We start from the raw sequence: 23,631 nt of genomic DNA on the forward strand, positions 1-23,631 counted from the left end.
CTCATGAACAAACCTACACTAGTAGTACTTGCAGCAGGAATGGCTAGCCGATACGGATCGCTAAAACAGGTCGACGGCTTTGGACCGCACAAAGAAACGATCATAGATTATTCTATTTATGATGCCATTCGAGCAGGTTTTGGAAAAGTTGTATTTGTGATCCGCGAGGAGTTCGAAGAAGTAATGCGCAATACATTCGATGAAAAATTGCACGGCAAAATCGAAGTGGCTTATGCATTTCAGAACTTTGATCTTCGTCGTTTTGGGATTGATCGCGATATTGAACGGGCGAAACCTTGGGGTACGGCGCACGCGGTGATGTCGGCCAAGGATCAAGTGCAAGAAAACTTCTGTGTAATTAATGCAGATGACTTTTATGGCTTTGATGCATTTGATAAAATGGCTCAATTCCTTACCAAGGATGTTTCGGACAGCAATATGGCCTTGATGGGTTTCCAACTAGGCAACACGATGTCTGATTACGGCTACGTTTCACGTGGTGTATGTGAAGTGGATGCCGAAGGCAATATGCAGTCGGTCACCGAGCGCACTAATATTTTTTATGTGAAGGGCGAAGATGGCTCGACCAAGATTGTATTCGAAGAAGCAGGTGTACAGCATGAGCTCCCTTTTGATACACGTGTATCGATGAATTTCTGGGGTTTCACACCACATATCTTCACCGTACTTCAGGACTTATTCCCTGATTTTGTCGCTCAAAATGCAGACAATCCAAAAGCAGAGTTTTTTATCCCGACGATCCCAGATTATATGGTAAAAAACAATCAGGCCGATTTTAAAGTCATTCCAACCTCTTCCAAATGGTTTGGCGTAACGTACAAAGAAGATAAGCCGATCGTACAGGAAAGCATTTCTGAATTAATCAAAAACGGCACTTATCCTGCTAAGTTATTCTAATCGGATTAGTACTTATATTTACTTTTCCACTTTTCGCGTAGCGAATGCCTTACTTTATCCTCGGCCGCATTGTGGCCGGGGTCATATAGTTTGGTTCCCGACAACTCATTTGGCATAAATTCCTGATCTACAAAATTGCCCGGGAATGCGTGCGCATACTGGTATTCTGTTCCATAATCCAGCTCTTTCATCAATTTAGTGGGTGCATTGCGCAAATGCAAGGGTACCGATAAATCGCCCGTACGTTTTACTAAGGCTTGCGCCTGATTAATCGCTTCGTACGAGGCATTGCTCTTCGCAGAACTCGCCAGATAGGTGACGGTTTGGGACAAAATGATTCTCGACTCCGGCCAGCCAATCACATTGACGGCTTGAAAACAATTATTGGCCAACAACAAGGCATTCGGATTGGCATTGCCAATATCTTCCGAGGCCAATATCAGCAAGCGCCGAGCAATAAATTTAGGATCTTCGCCTCCGGCAATCATTCGCGCGAGCCAATACACCGCTGCATTGGGATCGCTCCCGCGAATCGATTTGATAAAAGCAGAAATAATATCGTAGTGCTGCTCGCCCGTTTTATCATAGCGCGCCATATTCTGCTGCACTTGCTTCAACACAAAATCATTGTCAATGACCGCCTTTTGCTGATACGCTGCCTGTGCGACGAGTTCCAACACATTGAGCAATCTCCGTGCATCTCCACCCGACAAACGAAGTAGCGCTTCATATTCTTTGATCTCCAACTGTTGCTCACGCAATGTCTCATCTTTATCCAGCGCGTGCTGAATAATAGACACCAGCTGCTCCTCCGAAAGGGATTCTAGAACATACACCTGACAGCGAGATAAGAGTGCGCTGATGACTTCAAAAGAAGGATTTTCGGTAGTAGCGCCAATCAAGGTGACCAAACCTTTCTCTACAGCCCCGAGCAGAGAATCTTGCTGAGATTTGGAGAAACGGTGGATCTCATCGATAAATAAGATCGGCTGCTCTTGATTGAATTCAAAAAGTTGACGTGCTTTCTCGATTACTTCGCGCACTTCCTTGACCCCAGATTGGATGGCACTCAGACTGAAAAATGGTCGGTCAATTTCTTTGGCAAACAATAGCGCTAAAGTAGTTTTGCCCACGCCCGGAGGCCCCCACAAAATCATGGAAGGGATATTTTTTTGCTGAATTGCATTGTATAACACTGCGCCCTCGCCTACAATGTGACTTTGCCCGATGTAGTCTGAAAGGTTTTTGGGCCGCATTCGCTCTGCTAAAGGTATCTTCGTTGCCATCTGCTCTTCCTGTATTTCTAATCTTACTTATGCCTGCCAAGTTAACAGATTTCATCCGGATTCCGTTTTCTGTTTCTCGCGAAAAGAACATTAACTTACTCAATACTTTTGTATCTTAGCTTAGAACGATGAAGTACATACAGAAGATATTTGTCACATTAGGTTCGCTTGGCATCCTGTGCGGCGCACAAGCTCAATCGGCAAAAACGGCAGTAGAATCAAATACAAAGTACAACCGCGCATTTGATGGAATCGGACCGAAGGTTTATTTTCTACCTCCGCCTCGCACAGAAAATGAGATTTTAATCGACGATTACGCCGACAAAAGGCCTTTTCAAGACTCGATCGCGCGCGCTATGCAATTTCAGGACTTGCTGACCGAGTTTCGTTTTACCAGCAAAAGATATCTAGTACAGCAGTACTATCAGCAGCTTCCAGCTACCAGCGAAGAGTGGAACAAAGCCATCAATCAAGAAACTTCGTTGGGCAATACCGCTTTTGCTGCGGCATTGATGAATGAATATGCTTGGATATCTCTCAATAATGGGCATCTTCCGCAGACCACTGGTTTGCTTATTGGTGCAGTAGATCTGGAAAATGGAAGTTTCTTAGAAGATGACTTTACAGCCTTGCAACGCAACTTAGCAGATGTATACCTATACAATCACAATTACCGCGAAGCAGCCGCTTTGCAAGAACGCTTATTGGCGAAGTTGGGTAGAAACAGTTCGATAGTGGAGCAAGCACATGCCTATACCAGAATCGCTTTGGTACAAGCGTATCTTAAAGATTATAAATTGGCCGAAAACTCGATCATTCGCAAGGCGATTCCTTTGTACAATCGTGCCAAAGATCGGCAAAGTAAAGTGCTGGCTTGGCAGCTACTCGCTTCCATCTACCAGATGCACGACAAACATACAGAAGCACAGTGGTTCTTGATTCAGGCGCGTGATTTAGCCGCTGCTAGCAACTTCCGCCGGGAGTTGGGAACGATCGAATATATGCTCGCTTCGTCAAAGCTCGCACAGAAAAATTACAAAGTCGCGTTAGTGGAGTTTGCTAGAGCGGAGGAACTGGCCGTGGAAGAAAAGGATCCGATGCTCCAGTTGGCGATACATGACAGAAAAGGGGAAGCACATCTTGCCTTATCACAGTTCAAAGAAGCTAAAGAGGAGTTGACGCAATACTGGAAATTGCGCGAAGAACTTTTTTAGTTTGGGTTCCCTTCGTAGCTGCTTCGGGGGCTGTCGTACCCCTGCGCGATGACGTATTTTAGATATAATTCACAGTTATTGTTCTGCGCAAAAACAACATTTCTCGTCTTGACGAAGCCGAGGAAAGAAGGCTGTCGTAATCTGAAAAACCGCGTTATTGCGAAGCCGAGGAACGAAAATGTGGCAATCTCACGGTTTCAACAATAATAACTCCCTAAACCCAGAAGAAATAGATCGCCGCGTCGTACCTCCTCGCGATGACGGAATGGAGGCTTCGGTACCAAACAAAAAATGGTAGCGAAACATTTCCGCTACCATTTTCACCTATCTAAACGTCCCTTTCAGGATCCACGATTACTTCTTGTTCAATCGGATGTAATCCGTCATTACGGTCAAACTCTCATCTAAGATAAAGTCAAACTCATGCTGCGGCTGCGGCTTACCTTCTTCCCAAAGCGGCAGACCCATATATTTAAGCTGCTGGTTGACGCGTGTGCGATTATCTTTTTTGAATTGATCACGCTCTGCTTTCAACTTAGTTTCATTCAAACTCACTTTCGGGATAGAATCCTCTTCGTTGAATTTTTTGATATCTTCCAACAGGAATCCATACGCAGGCGATTTCTCAATACGCTTTTGGTGCTTCTCATTCAATGATTTATTGATGGCATTCAGATCAGCTACCGGTTTGAATGGTGCTGCTTTAATGGAATCCCATGGCAATGCTGCTGGCTCTGAGCTTTCACCAAATTTATCGGCAGAGAACTGAGAAGGGAATGAGACATCCGCTTCTACACCGCGGTGCTGCGTACTGCTTCCACTCACGCGGTAGTACATACCCATCGTCACATTGATCTGACCAAACTCCGGTGCTCCTGCCGGAATGTTTTCATTTTTCTTGCTTTCGCTCGCATCAGATGCTTTGAGCAATAAACGACTTGTTGTGCTAATGAAACGCGACATATCTAATGCAGACTGCACGGTACCTTTTCCGAACGTGGTAGAACCTAAAATGACTCCACGGCCGTAATCCTGAATAGCTCCAGCAAAGATCTCTGACGCAGAAGCTGAAAACCGATTGACCATCACACCCAATGGACCATCCCAAGAAACGCCCGGTTCGCGGTCGCTGTTGATCTCGACGCGATTGCGCACATCTTTTACTTGTACCACAGGTCCTTGATCGATAAACAAACCAGTCAACTCAATGGCTTCCTGTAAAGAACCACCACCATTATTTCTTAAATCCAACACCACGGCTTGTACATCTTTCTGTTTCAACGTATCTAAGATGTAACGGATATCGCGCGTAGCGCTCTTATAATTTGGATCACGACGGCGCAATGCTTCAAAATCGATATAGAATTTCGGCAAGCTAATAACGCCTACTTTATAATTGGCACCATCATCGCCTTTCACGTCTTTGATCTCATATTTGGCAGAACCTTCGGCCAATACGATTTTATCACGCGTCAGCTCTACAATTTTAGGTTGTGCCGTCAAATCTTGCCCTGCAGGAATCACGCGCAATCGTACAACCGTTCCTTTTGGCCCTTTGATCTTCGATACCGCAGCATCTAATCGCCAACCAATGATATCCTCAAATTCACCATTGCCTTGTGCTACGCCAATAATACGATCGTTGATTTTAAGACGCTTATCTTTAAAAGCAGGTCCACCAGCAATAATGTCCGTAATCTTAACGGTTTCATTTTCCATCATTAGCTGCGCGCCAATACCTTCTAACGTGTTGGACATACTTTCGTTGAATGCTTGTGCAAAAAACGGATTATAGTACGTTGTATGTGGATCTACTGCATCGGTAAGCGAGCCCATCACCACTTGAAATACTTCATTGGAATCGATTTTCTTCGCTTGCGAGATTAAGTTTTTGTAACGCGAACGTAGTACTTCTTTATGCTTTTCCATGCTGGTGGTATCACTACCAATCAGCTTTAAGTTCAATAAATCGTACTTGACACGTTTGCGCCACTGATCATTTACGTCATCTTGTGTCTTGAACCAACCTAATTTCTCGCGGTTATTGATGTAATCCTCTTCTATGCTAAAATCATGGTCGGCATCTACTTGAGATAGGGCGTATTCCATGCTCTCGATGTAGCGTTTTGCATACTGGTTAAACATATAGAAAGGGGCAGACAAATCACCTTCTTTGAAATCTTGACTGATAGTCGTACGAAATTGCTCAAAATCATCAATGTCCGATTGCAACAAGTAGACTTTACCCATATCGACACTCTTCAACAAATTGTTGTATACAATATTGGACAGCGAATCGCCCATGGCTACTTTCTTGTAACTGATGTTTTCTAAAATATTAGCTACTTCCTTGGCAATTACCTCATGTTGCGCCGACGGCTTTAAGGTTTCTTCTTGATTCAGACTTACTCTAGGTTTCGATCCACAGGCCAACACCGACACTAACACCAACGAAACTAACAACTGTTTAAACATATATATTGTCTGATTTAAATGTATCATTCTAAGAATTAAAATCCGGATCTATTGCATGCTTTCCGCTTCACCAAGATAGGAAACATTTTGCGATGTGTAGACAGATTAGCCTGTAAATTTAAAGAATTATCGACCAAGTAATTCCTTTTTAAGATTTATTAACGAATGGAAACCCGCTTGACGCTACAGTATCAACCGCAACCGATGTCATCATTTACCAAAAAGGCTGTTCCTTATGCTGAACAGCCTCTCTCGCAAAATGTTTGGCAATTGCTCACTACATTAATAACCTACTCCTGTACGTCTCGGTTGGCGAATGGCCGGCCAAGGATTTGGTTGTCCATTACGTCCTTCGGGCATCACGCGTTGCTCGCGGTTTACCAATTCTGGTTCTTCCGACGCTTTGTATGCCATAGTAGCGGTAAGAATGACATTGCTTCGCAAATCATCAAACACCAACTTATCATAGGTGTCCAAATTCGTATGCCACGTAATACTGAAATAACCCCAAGAAAGCGAGCTTAACATAAAAGCCGGAATTCCTGCTGCCACAAAAGAAGCATGATCCGATCCGCCACCACCAGGAGTGCCTGGAAAAGTAGTTTTTATCTCTTTTGTAATATTATTCGGCACAGCTGATAGCCAACGACCAAGGTAATCGTACGAATGCACAAAGCCAGACCCGTCGATATTCACCACACGACCCGTACCATTGTCTAAATTAAATACTGCTTGTGTTTTTTCAACGATCTCTGGATTATCAATGACAAAAGCACGAGATCCATTCAACCCTTGCTCTTCGCTACCCCACAATCCGATCAAAATCGTACGCTTTGGATTGGGCAAAATCTTCTTGAGCACGCGCGCCACTTCCATCATCGTCACAGTACCTGTGCCATTATCTGTAGCGCCAGAACCACCTTCCCAAGAATCTAAATGGGCAGAAAGAATGACATATTCATCTGGAAACTCAGTGCCCTTGATTTCTGCAATGGTATTGAAAGAAGGAACTACGCCTAGCGATTTAGACGCCGTCTCTATCTGAATTCTTGGTTTGTGACCACGCTCTGCCAGACGGTGCAGAATTCCGTAATCTTCTAATGAAATATCAACAGAAGGCACAATTTTGGAACGTGAGCCAAAGATCTTATTCGCACCAAATTCCCAAGACCAAAAACTAGTCAGAATACCCACCGCACCGGCTTCTTCCAAGAGAGCTGGCAGTGAGTTCGCGGAAAAGCCTGTTTTAGCGATATTGGCATTCCATAACGTGGTTAAAGAGTCGCGCTGAGATTTTATTTTGGTAATAGATTCTGGTGTGCCATATTCTACCCAATTATGATCTGGACGGCCGGTTAATTGCGGCTGCGAAATCATCACATATTTGCCTTTCACTGCAGGCAACCATTTCCGAAAATCTAATGAATCTTTCCATTGAGGCAAAGTAATCACTTCTGCTTCTACCGCTTTACCATTCGTGCTTGGACTCCACGCTAACTGTGTTCCAGCTAAGGTTTTGACGCGAGGATGCACCATATCGATATGCGAAATGCCGCGTTCCCAACCGTGCCACTCGCCAAATTGTTGCTTTTCAGCCTTTATTCCCCAGCTTTGAAATTTTTCAACCGTCCAGTCATTGGCCTTCGCCATTTGTGGTGTACCGACCAATCGTGGCCCTACCACATCCAATAGCTCGAAAGCTAAATCTTCCAACTGGGAATTATTGTTTGCTTCGTCTACAATTTGCTGGATAATGGGATCCGCAATGGGCGATTCTGCTTGTACGCGAGCACGCTGAGCATAACTTGCAGGAATACTGGCAAGACATATCGCACCAAGAAATAGATAGTTGGTGTTTTTTCTAAATTTTGACCTCAAAAGGATCTTCATAATAGTGATGTTAAAGGTTAAAAAGCAACGAACTCATGTTTTTATCATGAGTTCGTTCTAAAAATCGGAAATACTAGCCACAATTAGATCATTGTGTCCTAATTATTACAATATTTATATGCCTAGCGCCAGTTTTTATACTGATTAATCAGTCCATTCGTGGAGCTGTCGTGCGAAGTGACGTTTTCTTCCGTATTTAATTCGGGCAAAATTTGATTTGCCAACTGTTTACCCAATTCTACACCCCATTGATCGAAGGAGAATATATTCCAGATCACGCCTTGCACGAAAATCTTGTGCTCGTACAACGCGATCAACGCTCCTAAGGTATGTGGTGTGATTTTTTTAATTAGGAATGAGTTGCTTGGACGATTTCCTTCAAAGACTTTGAAGGCTTTCAATTTCTCAATATCCGCTTCAGATTTCCCAGCTTGCTGCAATTCTGCTACCACCACATCTTCTTCTTTACCATTCATCAACGCTTCGGTTTGCGCAAAAAAGTTGGATAAGAGCAATGTATGATGATTGCCAATCGGATTATGTGATACCGCTGGCGCAATAAAATCACAAGGAATTAATTTAGTGCCTTGATGAATGAGCTGATAAAAAGCATGTTGACCGTTCGTGCCGGGTTCGCCCCAAATAATTGGCCCTGTTTCATAATCTACGCGGTTACCATTGCGATCCACATATTTCCCGTTACTTTCCATATCGCCTTGTTGAAAGTAGGCCGCGAAGCGATGCAGGTATTGATCGTACGGTAGAATAGCGTGGCTTTCTGACTGGAAAAAATTATTGTACCACACGCCTAGCAATGCTAAGATAACCGGGATATTTTCTTCAAAATCTGCTTCTTGGAAATGCACATCCGTCTCGTGTGCGCCAGCCAATAATTCTTCGAAATGATCAAAACCGATACTTAACGCAATGGACAAGCCGATAGCTGACCACAGGGAATAACGACCGCCAACCCAGTCCCAAAAGGCAAACATATTATTGGTATCGATACCAAATTCTGCTACAGAGCTCGCGTTGGTACTCAACGCAGCAAAATGTTTGGCCACATCTGCTTGCGTTGCGCCGGCGGCTAGGAACCAATCTTTCGCAGAATTGGCATTGGCCATCGTTTCTTGCGTGGTGAAAGTCTTGGAAGCAATCAGAAACAAGGTGGTTTCTGGATCAACTTTTTTCAAGACTTCTGCGATGTGCGTGCCATCCACGTTAGACACGAAGTGCGAATTCAAATGTGTTTTATAAGGCTTCAACGCTTCGGTCACCATGACAGGTCCAAGGTCTGAACCACCGATACCGATGTTGACAACATCGGTGATGGCTTTTCCTGTAAATCCTTTCCAACTGCCCGAATGGATTTGTTCACAGAATGCTTTCATCTGAGCCAAAACTTCATTGACCTGCGGCATGACATCTTGACCATCAACTAGTACTGGGCGATTGCTGCGATTGCGCAATGCGGTATGCAATACCGGACGGCCTTCGGTCTCATTGATCGCGTCGCCAGAAAACATCGCTTTGATCGCTTCATCCATTTTGCACTCGCGCGCCAACTGGATTAGCAAGGCTTTCGTTTCATCGTTTATACGGTTCTTGGAATAATCCACCAAGATATCTCCGAATTGCACCGAGAATTTCTCGAAGCGCTCGGCATCTTGAGCAAAAAGATCTTTAAGAGAATGTTTGTTGAGATCGATATAGTGATCTACTAGATATTTGTACGCATTGGTCGTTGTAAAATCAATTTTGGGTAGCATAGATGATAATATTTATGATACCCAAACTTACATAAAAATGGCCAATTATGGGAGTATTTTGGGTTCGTTCAACTCGAGAAAATCAGCTTCTTTTGATTTTAGCTCCTAAAATGAACATCTTTGTAACTTGTAAAGAAACGCATTAGCATGACGAAAGAACAAATTCAAGACTTGAGGGATCGTGTGACGTCCCTGAGGAGGCATCTTTGACATTGATGCCCGAAAAAAAACTGTAGAAGAAGAAACTGAAATCACCTTGCGTCCCGACTTTTGGGATGATAGCAAAGCGGCCGAAAAGGTGCTTTTGTCGATCAAAAACACAAAAGTGTGGACGGATCAATTTGATGAAATGACGGCGGCTGTAGACGATACCGCCGTGATGTACGACTTTTTCCAAAGTGGCGATGCCAGCGACCAAGAGCTGGATGAGCAATACCAAATCGCGCTGGAAAGCGTGGAAGAACTGGAATTCAAAAACATGCTGAGCGCCGAGGAAGATCAGCTGGATGCGATTTTGCAGATTACCGCCGGAGCTGGTGGTACGGAAAGTTGCGATTGGGCAGCGATGCTGATGCGTATGTACATCATGTGGGGTGAAAAACATGGTTGCAAAGTCACCGAGCAAGATTATCAAGCGGGTGATGTAGCGGGTATTAAATCGGTCACGTTGCAGTTTTCCGGTAATTTCTCGTACGGTTATTTAAAAGGTGAAAATGGCGTGCATCGTTTAGTGCGTATATCGCCATTTGACTCCAATGCGAAAAGGCATACTTCTTTTGCATCGGTCTACGTATATCCGTTGGTGGATGACAACATTGAGATCGACGTGAAGGATTCCGAAATCGAATGGGACACATTCCGGGCTGGCGGTGCTGGTGGCCAGAATGTGAACAAAGTCGAGACGGCGGTACGATTGCACCACAAACCGACGGGCATCATTATCAAAAACCAAGAAACGCGCTCGCAATTACAGAATAAAGAAAATGCGCTTCGTTTGTTGAAATCGCAATTATACGAAATCGAGATGCGTAAACGCGAAGAAGCAACCGCAGCAATCGAAGGTTCTAAGAAGAAAATCGAATGGGGTTCGCAAATTCGAAATTATGTGCTACATCCTTATAAATTGATCAAAGATCTACGCACTAGCGTAGAAACTTCGAATACGCAAGCGGTATTGGATGGTGATCTGGATGCATTCCTGAAAGCCTACTTGATGGAATTTGGCGGATAGATTCCTCACGCGATGATCATGGATAATAAATGCCCGAGCTGACCGCTCGGGCATTTTATTTTACACTAGCAGCGTAAAATTCTATTGCGATGGTTTATCTTGTGCTGACTAAAATGGTTTGGCATTTTTTACTCAAAGCCGTTAGCGATTATTTAAATAATTGGAATACCAACAATGATACGCATCATAAAAATAGCCGGTCTTATCTTAGCCATATTGATTGGAATAGTACTTCTATACCTTTTAGCCGCTTTTTGTCTGTCAATAATAGCGGTCAACAAAAATGCATTTTCCAAAGAGGAAGTCACCATTTATATTTTATCCAACGGCGTACATACCGACATTGTCGTTCCGGTGAAATCCGACGCAATGGATTGGAGCAGACACGTAAAGTATGAAGACACCAAGGGCAACGATACCACGGCACAATTAGTGGGTTTTGGCTGGGGTGACAAGGGTTTTTATTTGGAAACGCCCAATTGGTCAGATCTCCAATTCAGCGTTGCTTTTAATGCCGCATTCGCACGCGGATCATCCGCCATGCATGTGACCTTTCTTCACCCACTCGTCGAAGGCGAGAATTGTAAAAAAATATTGATCAGCAAAGCGGAATACAAAAAGCTGATCGACTATATCCAGACGAGTTTTCACCAAGACCAGCAGGGCAATTTCGTACGGATTGACACTGATGCACAGTACGGCAGCAATGACACATTTTATGAGGCTAAAGGTCGTTATAATCTATTCTACACCTGCAATACCTGGACAAATAATGCCTTGAAAGCTTGCGATCAACGAGCCAGTTTATGGACGCCATTTGACAAAGGTATTTTTTATCATTACTCCAGATAGCATCTACTACGCTTAAAGTGCTAGCGTCTCTGTAATTCCCAATTCATCGACGAAGGATGCGTCGTGTGACACGACAACCAACGTCCCTTGATAATCTCGAATGGCATTGGTCAGAATTTCCAAACTAAACAGATCGAGGTTGTTCGTAGGCTCATCCAGTACGAGGATATCGGGCGCTTCTTGCCGAATGGCCATCTGGCAAAGCAACAATCGCATGCATTCACCACCGCTTAAAACACTTCCGGGCTTCGCCCAATCATCTTCATAGAATAAATGTCGCGCTAACAAAGTTTTCACCTCATGCTCTTCCAAGCCATGGCGATTGCAAGACTGCGCCTGCTCTAACACACTATCCATTAGATTAATAGCGCCATAATCTTGATCCAAATACAAGATGCGACTTTCCGCTCGATAAACCTGTCCGCTATCGGGCTCTCGTTCACCAAGTAATAGCTTCACCAAACTTGATTTTCCCGATCCATTCCTACCATGAATATGGAATCGATCTCCACTTAAGATGCGAAGATCGATTCCATGATCAGGCCAAAGTGGATTATTATTGTACCGCACCTGCAGCTGCTTCCCTTCGAAAAGTAGCTTGCCCGTATGCATATTTGCCCGATCGAATGCTACTTTGATAGCAAAGTTATCGACACGATCGGCACGTAATTCACGTAGTGAACCCTGCAAGCGATCGATCTTATCTGCATGAACTTCTTTTGTTTTTGAGGTGCTGTGCTCCGCTTTGTTTCTGAGCGTATTCATCATGATCCGCGAAACGCCTGCTCGCTCCTGCTTTTGTTGTCCGCGCGCATCGCTGCGCTGTTGCCGCTCAAGCGATTTCCGTTGCACCACCTTTGCTTTGCGTAATTCTTTTTGCTGCTGTTCGATATTCTGCTGCAGTATTTCCGCTTGCACATCACGCTGCGCTCGATAATGCGCATAGTTACCAGTATAACTGGTTAACGTGCCTGCTTCCAACTCAATGATCCGCTCCATTTTGTCAAGCATTACGCGATCATGACTAATAATCGCCCAGCAACTGTTGGATCGTTGCACTTCGGTATACAATTGCTCTCGCGCCCATTGATCGAGGTGATTGGTGGGCTCATCGAGCAATACCAAGTCGGGTTCAGAAATCGCTATTCCTGCTAGAAATATTTTAGTTTTCTCTCCGCCACTAAGACGATGCATATGGACATTCATTATTTCTGGCGCCAATTTCCATCGTGCTAATGCTTGTGCGCATTGCTCTTCAATGGTCCAATCATCTTGCAAGACCTCATAATGCTTCTCATCCGCATCACCAGCGAGTATCGCGTGCAACGCGGTGATCTTGTTATCTACGCCTAATGCCTGAGCCACCGTTAGTTGGTCGAATTGTCCGAAATGTTGAGGAACGGTGTACACGCTATTAGCCGTTCGGATAATCTGGCCTTCCTGTGGCCTGATTTCTCCAGCAATTAACCGAAACAACGTGGACTTGCCGGCGCCATTTTTGCCAACAATACCTATTTTTTGTCGAGCATGTAAGGTAAGATTCGCTGCGGAAAGCAGCATACTGCCATTCGGCAGGATATAAGTGATATTTTGTAATTCGAGCATAATTTCTTGTTTACTGGATAAGCAAATGCGACGATAAATCGCGCCTATTAATTCATCAGTATGTAGGCAGAAATTATGAATTACATGGTCTTTCTTTTAGTGGATAAAGTACAAGAGTAGCAAAAATATTTCGAATGAACCAAATTTCATGATAAGAATGGCGTTCTGTATACGAATATTACCATCAGCCTCCGTGCAGACGACTGATGGTAATATTGTAAAACTATTTGTCCGAATTCAAACCGTTTTTGGCATTTGTATTGTCCAAACTATACCAGTTGATACGCGCCGAAAACCGCATCAATACCGCCAGAATAAGGAATACACCGATGGTACCAACGATCAATGAATGATCTTGTAACTGCATTAAGAAATAAATAAATGCATAGAAGCTGGATAATATTGCGCCAAATCCGAGGGCTATTCCCAATCTCTTGGTCAGTAAATGCACAAACGATGCTATCAATAAAACCGTGGCCATCGCGGCGACTAAGTAAGCCAAGTTGAATCCCAAATGCTCACTAACAGCCAATAACAAAGAATAGAATAAAACTACTGCAACACCAATCAAAACATACTGAATGATATGGATACGCTGCTTTTTGATAATCTCGGTTAGCACTAAGGCCGCAAAAGTCAGAAAAATAACCAAAGCACCATACTTTGCCACCCGTGTAATTTTTTGATACTCGTTGACTTTACGCAAAAACTGAATCTGAACCAAGTCATTGTCGGTCGCCGGTTCTATGTTCGTGCCTTTGTTGGATGTTTCAGAAGCGGCATACTCCACAGTCGTAGCTGCGTCGTAATACTCATCGCCGCTGGTATTCATCCCAGAGTAGATATACATACGGTTGCCATTGGAACCTTGCCATTGCTGTGGAAACTTCCGACTAAAATTGGGAATGCGCCAATTGGCTGCAAATCCTTGATCCGTCACCTCGCGATCTTCGGGCAAAAACCCGCCGTTAAAACTTGGATCTGCCCAGTCACCCGAAACTTGGATATCGGTCTGATTAGCCAGTGGAAAAAAGTTTAACGACTTCGCCCCTCGCAACTGCAGTTCAATATCAAAATTTTGCTTCGTGCCTTCTGCTGAACTTAACGCAAGATCAGCGACCAGATTTTCCGCAAATAGGTTAAAGGAATTATCAGAATTGGTCATCTGAGATTTTACCCCATCCCAAGACAATGCTGGGTAAGACAACAGTCCTTTAAAATCGGTTATTCCGACTACTAATTTAGCTTCGGCCCATTGTATAACGCCACCTTTCGCATCAACTTCCTCCATATTTAGAGAATCGAAAGCTCCTTTCATTTTCAATGTCGTATTGTATACTACGGATTTGTAAATGCCGCGTTTTAGCTCTTCCGGTTGTACCGAACCATCGATATGCAATTGAGTAGGGAGTAGAAATATCCATTCTCTTTCGGTAGAGAATGTTTGTAGAGGTTTATTATCCTTATCAAAAACAGTACTTCCCGCTCGGTAATCTAGCGGTATAGCGATGATGGGACCAGATACCACTTGCTCATTCCCCCATTTGGCGACTATATCTTCGGTAACTGCATTCTCCCGATATTTGCGCTCGCGAATCAAATCGTCTATCCAATTCAATGGGATTAATAAAAATAAAACCAACACCAAGATCGTGAACATCTTGAAGATCATTGAATTAATTAATTGTTTAAAAAAGGAAGGCGTACTCGCCTGAACCGGTTGCTGATGATTTGTTTCCATTTCAAATTATTTAAAAGTACTTTGTTTTTCAAAGTTGATGTATAAAAAAAATTATTTTACGTGATTGATTAATTTTTCCAAGGCCGATAAGTGCTTTTCAAAAGCAGATTTGCCCTTCGCCGTTTTTTTATAACGGGTATTGGGTTTCCGATCCACAAAAGATTTGTAGACTTCAATGTATTGCTCCTTCTCTAATGCCTTCAGATTGGACGCTAGATTGCCATCAGTCACGTCCAGCAAATCTTTAAGCGAACTGAAATCATATTCCTCATTCGCCATGAGCACGCTCATGATTTGCAGACGAACACGGTTCTCAAAAATCTTGTCATATAATGATAAATCTAAACTCACTTTTCGTATTTATAGTGAACGATCAAGCCATAAATGATATGCAATACTCCAAATCCTATCGCCCAAAACCAAACTCCATAACCAGGAATCGCTAGCGCAAATATACCTAAGATGACTTCCAATATTCCAAGATAACGCACTTCTTTGAATGTATACACACTACCAGAAGTGAGCGCAAGACCATAAAATATCAACAACATCGATGCGATCATACTGTACGCCCCCCTGTTGATTAATACAATAGAAACAATCCCGCCTGTCACTAATGGCACGGCAACAGCAAACAACAGATTTTTACTCGTAATATTCCAAATGGATTGCCGATTGATTTTAGCTTTGCGTTGAGCCATCAGATAACCAGTCAGCAAAGCTGCAAACAGCACAACAATGGCAGCAATCACCAATTTGTCAATAACCGCCTCATCTGTTACGTAAAAATCGCGGTATCCAAACTGGCTCTTAAAACCATAAACCGTGATATAGCCATACGCCGCCCCAAGTAGCGCGTAGATGCCGACTAATACCCCAGAAAGTCCACTAATGGAGACAAATTTGGATGATTTCTCCATCAGCTTTCGGATATTTCCGAGTTCTTCTATCAAATGATTGTCTTTCATAAAAGTACTTTGATATTCAAAGTAAAATAAAAGATTTTGTATTTTAAAATTTTTGTTCGTTTTTCCATGTTGTTAATGAATGATTGATTATGGAACATGATGTGAAGATCACATCGGCCAAGTCTTCCAACAAAAAAGCTCCCTGAAACAGGGAGCTCACCATTGGGTATTCTAATTATTAGTGTGTGCTATTTAATGGTATACACAGCTAAAAGCTGTATTTATTATCATCGATTAGTTTGCGCGCGATACGTTGACGTGCTTCTTTGACATTAAATGGTTCGGCTTTTGTAAAACGCTTCAATCCGACTAACATCATGCGCAATTCATCACCTTCTCCGAACGAATTTAAAGCTTCTTTACCGGCAACTTGTACTTTGTCTAGCACCGAGTGAAGATATACACGCGCCATGTCCGTTGGTAATGCAGCGGCTTCTTCGCCTTGGGTATGGTATACTTTTTCGACACGAAGCAACACGGATTCCGCCACATACACATATCCTATAATGTCGGCGATGTTCATCAGAATCTCTTGTTCTTTCGACAGAGACATCATCAGCTTTTGAACCGCAGCACCCGCCACTAGCAGACCGGCTTTTTTCAAATTAGCAATGATTTTCTTTTCAGCTGCGAATGGCGCCTCGTCTTCTGCTCCAAAATCTGGAATCGCCATCAATTCATTGGCTACCGCCGTAGCTGGGCCCATCAAATCGATTTCGCCTTTCATGGCACGCTTTAATAGCATGTCGACGACTAAAAGACGATTGACTTCGTTTGTCCCTTCAAAAATACGGTTGATCCGTGCATCGCGATAGGCTCTTTCCATTGGCGCATCTGCTGAATAGCCCATACCGCCGTAAATTTGCACGCCTTCGTCTACCACGTAATCCAGCATTTCTGAACACCATACTTTGATGATAGCACATTCTATCGCAAATTGTTCTACCGATTTCAATTTTGCTTTGGCTTCGTCTACACCCTCTGCAATTAATGCATCATACGCATCATCAATATTTTGTCCGGCGCGGTAAGCAGCACTTTCATTGGCGTATAAGCGAGTAGCCATTTCTGCCAGTTTGTAACGGATTGCACCAAATTTTGAGATAGGCAAATTAAATTGAATTCGTTCATTTGCGTAGCGAACAGAGGCATTGATAACGGAACGAGACGATCCGATAGTCGCTGCTCCTAACTTGATACGACCGATATTCAGAATGTTTACCGCGATCTTAAATCCGTTTTCGCGTTCCGAGAGCAAATTCTCTACCGGCACGGCGCAATCATTAAAAAATACTTGGCGTGTGGAAGAACCTTTGATTCCTAGTTTGTGTTCCTCTGGATTCATGGTGATGCCTCCAAATTCACGCTCTACGATAAAAGCCGTTAAGTTCTTATCATCGTCAATCTTGGCGAAAACAATGAAGATATCAGCAAAACCACCATTGGTGATCCACATTTTCTGTCCGTTCAGGATGTAGTGCGTGCCTTCCGGATTTAATTTGGCGGAGGTGCGGCCGGAGTTGGCATCCGAACCAGAGTTGGGTTCAGTAAGACAATAAGCTGCTTTCCATTCGCCAGTCGTCAGCTTAGGAATATATTTATCTTTTTGTGTATCATTTCCATAGTACAAAATGGGCAATGTACCAATACCAGTGTGCGCAGAAAGTGCGACAGCAAAGCTGTGACCGCCACCTACTGCATCTGTTACCAGCATAGACGTGTTGAAGTTTTTGCCAAAACCGCCATATTGTTCTGGAATAGATACACCAAGCAAACCCAATTCTCCCGCTTTGTCTAGCAATCCTTGCATGATACCTTCTTCTTGCTTATCGATACGATCTAGGTTATTCAAAACCTCCGAATCCAAAAAGTCAAGGCAGGTCTGACGTATCATTTTCGCTTCTTCATCGAACTCTTCCGGGATGAAGACATCTTGATAAGATGTTTCGCGGATCACGAATTCTCCGCCTTTTATTGCTTTATTGCTCATATCTCTAATATTTACTTTTGAAACTTAATTTTACAGCAGCTCGAAAATTCCGGCAGCTCCCTGTCCTGAACCCACACACATCGTAACCATACCGTATTTGCCTTGACGGCGTTTTAATTCATGTAGTACTTGCACGGTTAATTTTGCTCCAGTACAACCCAGTGGATGCCCTAGAGCGATAGCTCCGCCATTGACATTGATCTTGCTTGTATCTAGATCTAGCTCGCGAATGACTGTCAACGATTGCGAAGCAAAAGCCTCGTTGAGTTCGATCAAATCAATATCTTCTTTTTTCAAGCCGGCCATTTTCAATGCCTTTGGAATGGCTTCGATCGGACCAATCCCCATAATGCGTGGGGGTACACCCGCCACGCCGTAGCTCACTAATCGAGCAATCGGCTCTACATTCAATTCCTTCAGTTTCGCTTCAGAAACTACTAGCACAAATGCAGCGCCATCGGAGGTTTGCGAAGAATTTCCGGCAGTAACGACGCCATCTGCTGCAAATACGGGTCTTAGTTTGTTCAACACTTCCAAGGAAGTATCTGCACGTGGGCCCTCATCGGTATCTACTACGTAATCTCGCGATGCGATTTTATCATCTTTAAAATAATTCTCGGTTACCTTAATCGGCAACACACCGTCTTTTAAGTTTCCATTCTTGATCGCTTCTACGGCCTTTTTATGCGACTCTAAAGCAAAGATATCTTGGTCTTCACGTGACACTTTGTATTCTTTGGCCACAGCTTCTGCTGTCAATCCCATACCCCAGTACCAATCTGGATTTTCTTTGGCTACTTTGGGATTTGGTGCCAACTTCCAACCGCCCATGGGCATTCCCGACATGACTTCGACACCGCCAGCAATGATACAATCAGCCATTCCTGATTTTATCTTAGCGACTGCCGTTGCGATCGTATCCAAACCCGAAGCACAGTATCTGTTTACTGTTACGCCCGGCACTTTGTCTGTATTCAATCCCATCAGGGAAATCATTCGGGCAATGTTGAGCCCTTGCTCGGCTTCGGGTGTTGCATTACCCACGATCACATCGTCTATCTGTTCTACATTCAAGTTCGGAATGGTAGACACCATGTGTTGGATCACTTCACTAGCCAACTCGTCTGCGCGCATGAAACGAAATACGCCTCTAGGCGCTTTCCCTACTGCTGTACGATAACCTGCTATAATATATGCTTCCATGATTTTTTTGATTTTAGCAGTTAGATATTAGAATTTAGACCTTAATTTCTGTTGGAATACATAACTGATCTTTCGCCGTTCAGCCAGCATGTCGCTCATTCGATTTAATTCCATTTCTGATATATAACCCAAATTTTTTGATATAATTAATTGTGTTTCGACTTCGTACATAGACGCGTGTGCTATGGCCAGAAAGCGTAAAAAATCTTTGTCAGAATTTCGACCAGCTCCTTCCGCAATATTTGATGGAATGGAGACTGCAGCTCTGTTTATTTGATTAATGAGATTAAATCTTTCGCTTGTAGGGAACTTTTCTGTGAGCCTGTAAAGCTCAGATACGGTATCCATACTTTTTGCCAAAGTTTCCATTCTCAATAATGGTGCACAGTCTAAATACTAATTACTCAATACTTATAATCTATTTCTTAATTCCTCAACGGCTTACCTTTCGTCAACATATGCTGAATGCGTTCTAAAGTTTTGCGCTCGGCACACAATTCCAAAAAGGCTTTTCGTTCGATATCTAATAGGTACTGCTCGGAAACTTCTGTTGGTGCCGACAGATCACCGCCACACATCACCCAACCTAATTTTTCGGAGATCTTCTTATCGTGCTCGGAAATGTAATTCCCAGCCTGCATAGAAGCCGATCCGGCATAAACTATTCCGAGACCTTGCTTTCCAAGTACCTTGATATCCTTACGTTGCGCTGGTTGCAAATAACCTTCATTAGCTAACTCCAACGCTTTCGCCTTGGCGTCTGCTAAAAGGCGCTTTCTATTCATGGTAATCGCGAACTTTCCTTTTTGCAAGTAACCGAGTTCGTATGCTTCTACGGCAGAAGTTGATACTTTTGCCTGCCCAACGGTCAAGAAGCGCTCTTTCAACGTATTTTGCGTGATCTGATCTTCTTTGAATTCGTCTGAAGCGCGTAAAGCAAATTCTTTGGAACCGCCACCACCTGGGATGACACCGACTCCAAATTCTACCAAGCCCATATAGGTTTCAGCATGCAATTGTACAAAGTCGGCGTGCATCGAAAACTCACAGCCGCCGCCTAGCGCGAGCTGAAATGGTGCAACAACTACGGGGATAGAAGAATAACGTAAGCGCATGGCTGTATTTTGGAACATGCGAATGGCCATATTCAACTCATCATAATCTTGCTCGACCGCCATCATGAAGATCATGCCAATGTTTGCACCAGCAGAGAAGTTTTTGCCGTCATTGGTAATCACCATACCACGGTATTCTTGCTCTGCAAGATCAATCGCTTTGTTGACTCCTTGAATAACATCGCCACCGATGGTATTCATCTTAGTATGAAACTCACAGTTGATAATACCATCACCTAAGTCGGTGATCGTTACACCAGAGTTTTTCCAAATGGTATGCTTGTCGCGAATATTATCTAATACGATTAGATCTTCGGCACCTGGAATTGCTTTGTAAGATTTCGATTGGATGTCGTAATAGTTTTTGACACCGTCAACTACTTTATAAAAATGCTCATGACCAGCTTCGAGCATCTCGTGCACCCATGCAGCTACTTGACCAGACTGGCCTGGCAGACGTTTCTCTTCGCTCTTAATTTTTTCGATGGTTTTGCGCACACCTAAAGCATCCCAAACCTCGAATGGGCCTAATTCCCAGCCAAAGCCGGCACGCATGGCATCGTCGATACGATAGAAATCGTCTGTAATTTCTGGTACGCGATTAGAAACATATTCGAACAAAGGATAATGCATCGCGCGGAATAATTCGGCGGCTTTATCTGTACCTTGTTCGTACACCTTCATGCGTTTACGAATATCTTCTACAGGTTTCGTGGCTTCCAGCGTACTCGATTTCACCTTTTGTTGTTCGCCGTACTCTAAAGTTTTCAGGTTTAGCGACAGGATATTAGAATTTCCTTTATCGTCTTTTACCTTTTTATAAAAACCTTGTTTTGTTTTTTCGCCGAGCCATTTCTTTTCCGCCATCTGGCTGATGTATGAAGGCAGCTGAAATACGCCTTTGGCTTCATCGTTTGGTGCATTCTCGGTTAATCCGTTGGCCACATTGACTAATGTGTCCAAACCGACCACATCTGCCGTACGGAAGGTTGCCGATTTGGGATGTCCCATTGCTGGCCCCGTATATTTATCTACTTCTTCTACGGTGAGGCCTAACTGTTCGATCAGATGCGTAAGCGCTAACATGGAATACACACCAATACGATTTCCGATGAAAGCCGGTGTATCTTTACACAACACAACGGTTTTTCCCAACAGCTTATCGCCAAAATAAGTTAGAAAATCAATCACAGAAGGATCAGTATGCTCCGTTGGGATGATTTCAAAGAGCTCCAAATAACGCGGAGGATTAAAGAAGTGCGTACCACAGAAATTCTTTTTGAAATCCTCGCTGCGACCTTCTGCCATCAGGTGAATTGGTATACCTGACGTATTAGAAGTTACCAACGTGCCTTCTTTGCGGTATTTTTCGACTTGATCAAATACCGTTTTTTTGATATCTAAACGCTCCACGACTACTTCGATCACCCAGTCAGCGTGCGCGATATCTTTCATATTATCTTCGAAGTTTCCAGTGGTGATGCGGTTAGCGAAGCGCTTACTGTATATGGGGGAGGGATTTGTTTTGAGTGCCGTATCTAAGGATGTATTGACAATTCGGTTTCTTACCGCCTTGCTATCCAGACTCAGTCCCTTTGATTCTTCTTGAGGCAGAAGCTCTTTGGGGACGATATCCAGAAGGAGCACTTCTACACCAATATTTGCAAAGTGACATGCGATTCGAGAGCCCATTACGCCCGAACCTAACACGGCTACCTTTTTGATATTTTTTTTCATATCATCTTATTTTAGATTTATTATGTAATTGCTACCAGCAGGTGCTGGCATGCATTAGAGTTTCACTGTTGAATTTTCTCTTTTGGGGTCATATTTAGAAACCAGTTCATTGATCTTCAACAACGTTTTGATGAGCTGAGCCCGTTCTTTGGCGGTGAGCTCTTCATCCAGAAAGTTATTAAAATCCCGAACCACATGCTTAGCAACGTTTCTTTTCTCTATACCCAACTCGGTAAGATATACCTTAACGGATCGCTTATCTGTCGTGCTGGCTTCCCTGTATATGAAGCCAAGATTCTCCAAATTGTTTAGCACACGTGACAAACTCGTCGTCTTTACGCCAGTCGAATTGGCAATATGCGATACAGGTGTACCATCTCGATGGATATTGATCAAAATATAACCAGCTGCTTGAGTAAAGCCATCTTGAGCAGCAATTTGGTTGTATTTATTTGCCAAATTTTGCCAACAAGCTTTTAAAAAATAATCTATCGTGTTATCTTGACTCATAATTAGTTATCTACAATTGCTATGCCAGCATAACAAATTTAACAGATGTTTAGCATATTCCAAAATTTTTATCTCCTTAATTTGCAAAAAATCGCATGACGCAATTTCGGCAATAAAATTTAACTTTGTTTATCATTAAAAACATGTCGTATGGCAGATATAAACATACCTAGGCTAGATTTGTTGCAGTATACCGAAGGGAATGACGTGCAGCGCAAACAGTTTTCACAAGATATTGGCAAAGCATTCAACGAAACTGGATTCGTAACTATAGCCAATCATGGGCTAAGTCAATCACTGATCGACGAGCTTTATAAAGTTGTCAAAGATTTTTTTGACTTACCCGAAGATGTCAAAAATGCATACCAATTTCCAGAGTTAGCCGGACAGCGCGGTTACACTTCTAAAGGCAAAGAGAAAGCCAAAGACGCGAACACGCCCGACCTAAAGGAATTCTGGCAACGCGGACAAACTATTGTTGGTGAAGAATATTCTAAGGCTGATTTTCCAGATAACATTATCGTATCGGAATTGCCACGCTTTAATGAGGTCACGGCAGAAGTGTACAAACGATTAGAAGATGCCGGCAGAAATATCCTTCAAGCTATTGCTGTCTACCTTAATCTGGACGAGGATTACTTTGAGTCTTTTGTGATTAATGGCAATTCTATTCTACGTGCAATCCATTACTTCCCGATTGAGAATCCAGATGCGATCTCGCCAGATGCGGTTCGTGCAGGAGCGCATGAAGACATCAACCTGATCACTTTGTTAATTGGTGCTAGTGCTGATGGCTTGGAAGTACTCACTAAAGACAATGAGTGGTTTCCGATCAAAGCAAAAGGGGAAGATATTGTGGTCAACGTAGGTGATATGTTGCAACGATTGACTAATAATAAATTGAAATCGACAACACACCGCGTCGTAAATCCACCGCGAGAGTTAATGAAAACTTCCCGCTATTCTGTGCCCTTTTTCTTACATCCTAAATCCAGCATGAGTTTGGCGAGTTTGGATGCGACGATTTCGGAAGAATATCCAAAATTGTATGAAGATTACACCGCAGGACAATATTTGGATGAACGCCTTCGCGAAATTGGCTTAAAAATGTAAGCTTTATAGATAGG

The 23,631-nt window shown here is 43.3% G+C and carries 18 protein-coding genes; 5 read left to right on the plus strand and 13 right to left on the minus strand.

Annotated elements, in window-relative coordinates; genetic code table 11:
- Nucleotides 1-3 precede the first annotated feature (3 nt).
- On the plus strand, nt 4-918 hold the full coding sequence (locus tag GKO22_RS14945; RefSeq protein WP_166336425.1) for a nucleotidyltransferase family protein: 915 nt from the start codon (nt 4-6) through the stop codon (nt 916-918).
- 5 nt (nt 919-923) lie between these two features.
- Here GKO22_RS14945 and GKO22_RS14950 read toward each other — a convergent pair whose 3' ends face one another.
- Entirely contained in the window at nt 924-2,204 is a 1,281-nt protein-coding gene (locus GKO22_RS14950; protein ID WP_166336427.1) for a replication-associated recombination protein A, read from the minus strand.
- A 128-nt stretch (nt 2,205-2,332) separates the two neighbouring features.
- On the opposite strand from GKO22_RS14950, the gene GKO22_RS14955 reads away from it, so the two are divergent.
- A complete protein-coding gene (locus GKO22_RS14955) occupies nt 2,333-3,418 on the plus strand; it encodes a tetratricopeptide repeat protein (protein ID WP_166336429.1) in 1,086 nt (361 codons plus the stop codon).
- A gap of 354 nt (nt 3,419-3,772) precedes the next feature.
- Here the strand turns inward: GKO22_RS14955 and GKO22_RS14960 are convergent, their stop codons facing one another.
- From GKO22_RS14960 to pgi, 3 genes are all read right to left on the minus strand, one after another.
- A complete protein-coding gene (locus GKO22_RS14960) occupies nt 3,773-5,893 on the minus strand; it encodes a carboxy terminal-processing peptidase (RefSeq protein WP_166336431.1) in 2,121 nt (706 codons plus the stop codon).
- A 282-nt stretch (nt 5,894-6,175) separates the two neighbouring features.
- Nucleotides 6,176-7,783: a M20/M25/M40 family metallo-hydrolase gene (locus GKO22_RS14965; protein WP_166336433.1), complete on the minus strand. Its 1,608-nt coding sequence runs from the start codon at nt 7,781-7,783 to the stop codon at nt 6,176-6,178.
- Nucleotides 7,784-7,905: 122 nt separating this feature from the next.
- Nucleotides 7,906-9,552, minus strand: a complete 1,647-nt coding sequence (gene pgi, locus GKO22_RS14970) for a glucose-6-phosphate isomerase (RefSeq protein WP_166336434.1) — start codon at nt 9,550-9,552, stop codon at nt 7,906-7,908.
- A gap of 147 nt (nt 9,553-9,699) precedes the next feature.
- Between pgi and prfB the strand changes: the two genes are divergently transcribed.
- Nucleotides 9,700-10,783 (plus strand): peptide chain release factor 2 gene (gene prfB, locus GKO22_RS14975; RefSeq protein ID WP_166336436.1). Its coding sequence is split into 2 segments (ribosomal slippage): nt 9,700-9,759 and nt 9,761-10,783, totalling 1,083 coding nucleotides; the frame shifts between segments, so codons are not numbered across the junction.
- A 174-nt stretch (nt 10,784-10,957) separates the two neighbouring features.
- A complete protein-coding gene (locus GKO22_RS14980; protein WP_166336438.1) occupies nt 10,958-11,635 on the plus strand; it encodes a TIGR02117 family protein in 678 nt (225 codons plus the stop codon).
- 12 nt (nt 11,636-11,647) lie between these two features.
- Here the strand turns inward: GKO22_RS14980 and abc-f are convergent, their stop codons facing one another.
- From abc-f to GKO22_RS15025, 9 genes are all read right to left on the minus strand, one after another.
- On the minus strand, nt 11,648-13,240 hold the full coding sequence (abc-f, locus tag GKO22_RS14985; protein WP_166336440.1) for a ribosomal protection-like ABC-F family protein: 1,593 nt from the start codon (nt 13,238-13,240) through the stop codon (nt 11,648-11,650).
- A 223-nt stretch (nt 13,241-13,463) separates the two neighbouring features.
- Nucleotides 13,464-14,981 carry a cell envelope integrity protein CreD gene (gene creD / locus GKO22_RS14990; RefSeq protein ID WP_166336442.1) on the minus strand — a complete coding sequence of 506 codons (1,518 nt, stop codon included), beginning with the start codon at nt 14,979-14,981 and terminating at the stop codon, nt 13,464-13,466.
- Nucleotides 14,982-15,032: 51 nt separating this feature from the next.
- On the minus strand, nt 15,033-15,332 hold the full coding sequence (locus tag GKO22_RS14995; RefSeq protein WP_166336444.1) for a winged helix-turn-helix domain-containing protein: 300 nt from the start codon (nt 15,330-15,332) through the stop codon (nt 15,033-15,035).
- Entirely contained in the window at nt 15,329-15,949 is a 621-nt protein-coding gene (locus GKO22_RS15000) for a hypothetical protein (protein WP_166336446.1), read from the minus strand. The genes GKO22_RS14995 and GKO22_RS15000 overlap by 4 nt, the downstream gene beginning before the upstream one ends.
- A 208-nt stretch (nt 15,950-16,157) precedes the next feature.
- Nucleotides 16,158-17,939, minus strand: a complete 1,782-nt coding sequence (locus GKO22_RS15005; RefSeq protein ID WP_166336448.1) for an acyl-CoA dehydrogenase family protein — start codon at nt 17,937-17,939, stop codon at nt 16,158-16,160.
- Nucleotides 17,940-17,969: 30 nt separating this feature from the next.
- A complete protein-coding gene (locus tag GKO22_RS15010) occupies nt 17,970-19,142 on the minus strand; it encodes an acetyl-CoA C-acyltransferase (RefSeq protein ID WP_166336450.1) in 1,173 nt (390 codons plus the stop codon).
- A gap of 27 nt (nt 19,143-19,169) precedes the next feature.
- Nucleotides 19,170-19,511, minus strand: a complete 342-nt coding sequence (locus GKO22_RS15015; RefSeq protein ID WP_166336452.1) for a four helix bundle protein — start codon at nt 19,509-19,511, stop codon at nt 19,170-19,172.
- 56 nt (nt 19,512-19,567) lie between these two features.
- A complete protein-coding gene (locus GKO22_RS15020; protein WP_166336454.1) occupies nt 19,568-21,994 on the minus strand; it encodes a 3-hydroxyacyl-CoA dehydrogenase/enoyl-CoA hydratase family protein in 2,427 nt (808 codons plus the stop codon).
- Between the two features lie 54 nt (nt 21,995-22,048).
- The gene (locus GKO22_RS15025) at nt 22,049-22,504 is read right to left on the minus strand and encodes a MarR family winged helix-turn-helix transcriptional regulator (RefSeq protein WP_166336456.1); all 456 of its coding nucleotides are present in this window, start codon (nt 22,502-22,504) and stop codon (nt 22,049-22,051) included.
- A 150-nt stretch (nt 22,505-22,654) separates the two neighbouring features.
- On the opposite strand from GKO22_RS15025, the gene GKO22_RS15030 reads away from it, so the two are divergent.
- On the plus strand, nt 22,655-23,617 hold the full coding sequence (locus GKO22_RS15030; protein WP_166336458.1) for an isopenicillin N synthase family dioxygenase: 963 nt from the start codon (nt 22,655-22,657) through the stop codon (nt 23,615-23,617).
- Nucleotides 23,618-23,631 lie beyond the last annotated feature (14 nt).

Origin of the sequence: Sphingobacterium chungjuense (assembly GCF_011316935.1) — a bacterium.
Classification (GTDB): domain Bacteria; phylum Bacteroidota; class Bacteroidia; order Sphingobacteriales; family Sphingobacteriaceae; genus Sphingobacterium; species Sphingobacterium chungjuense.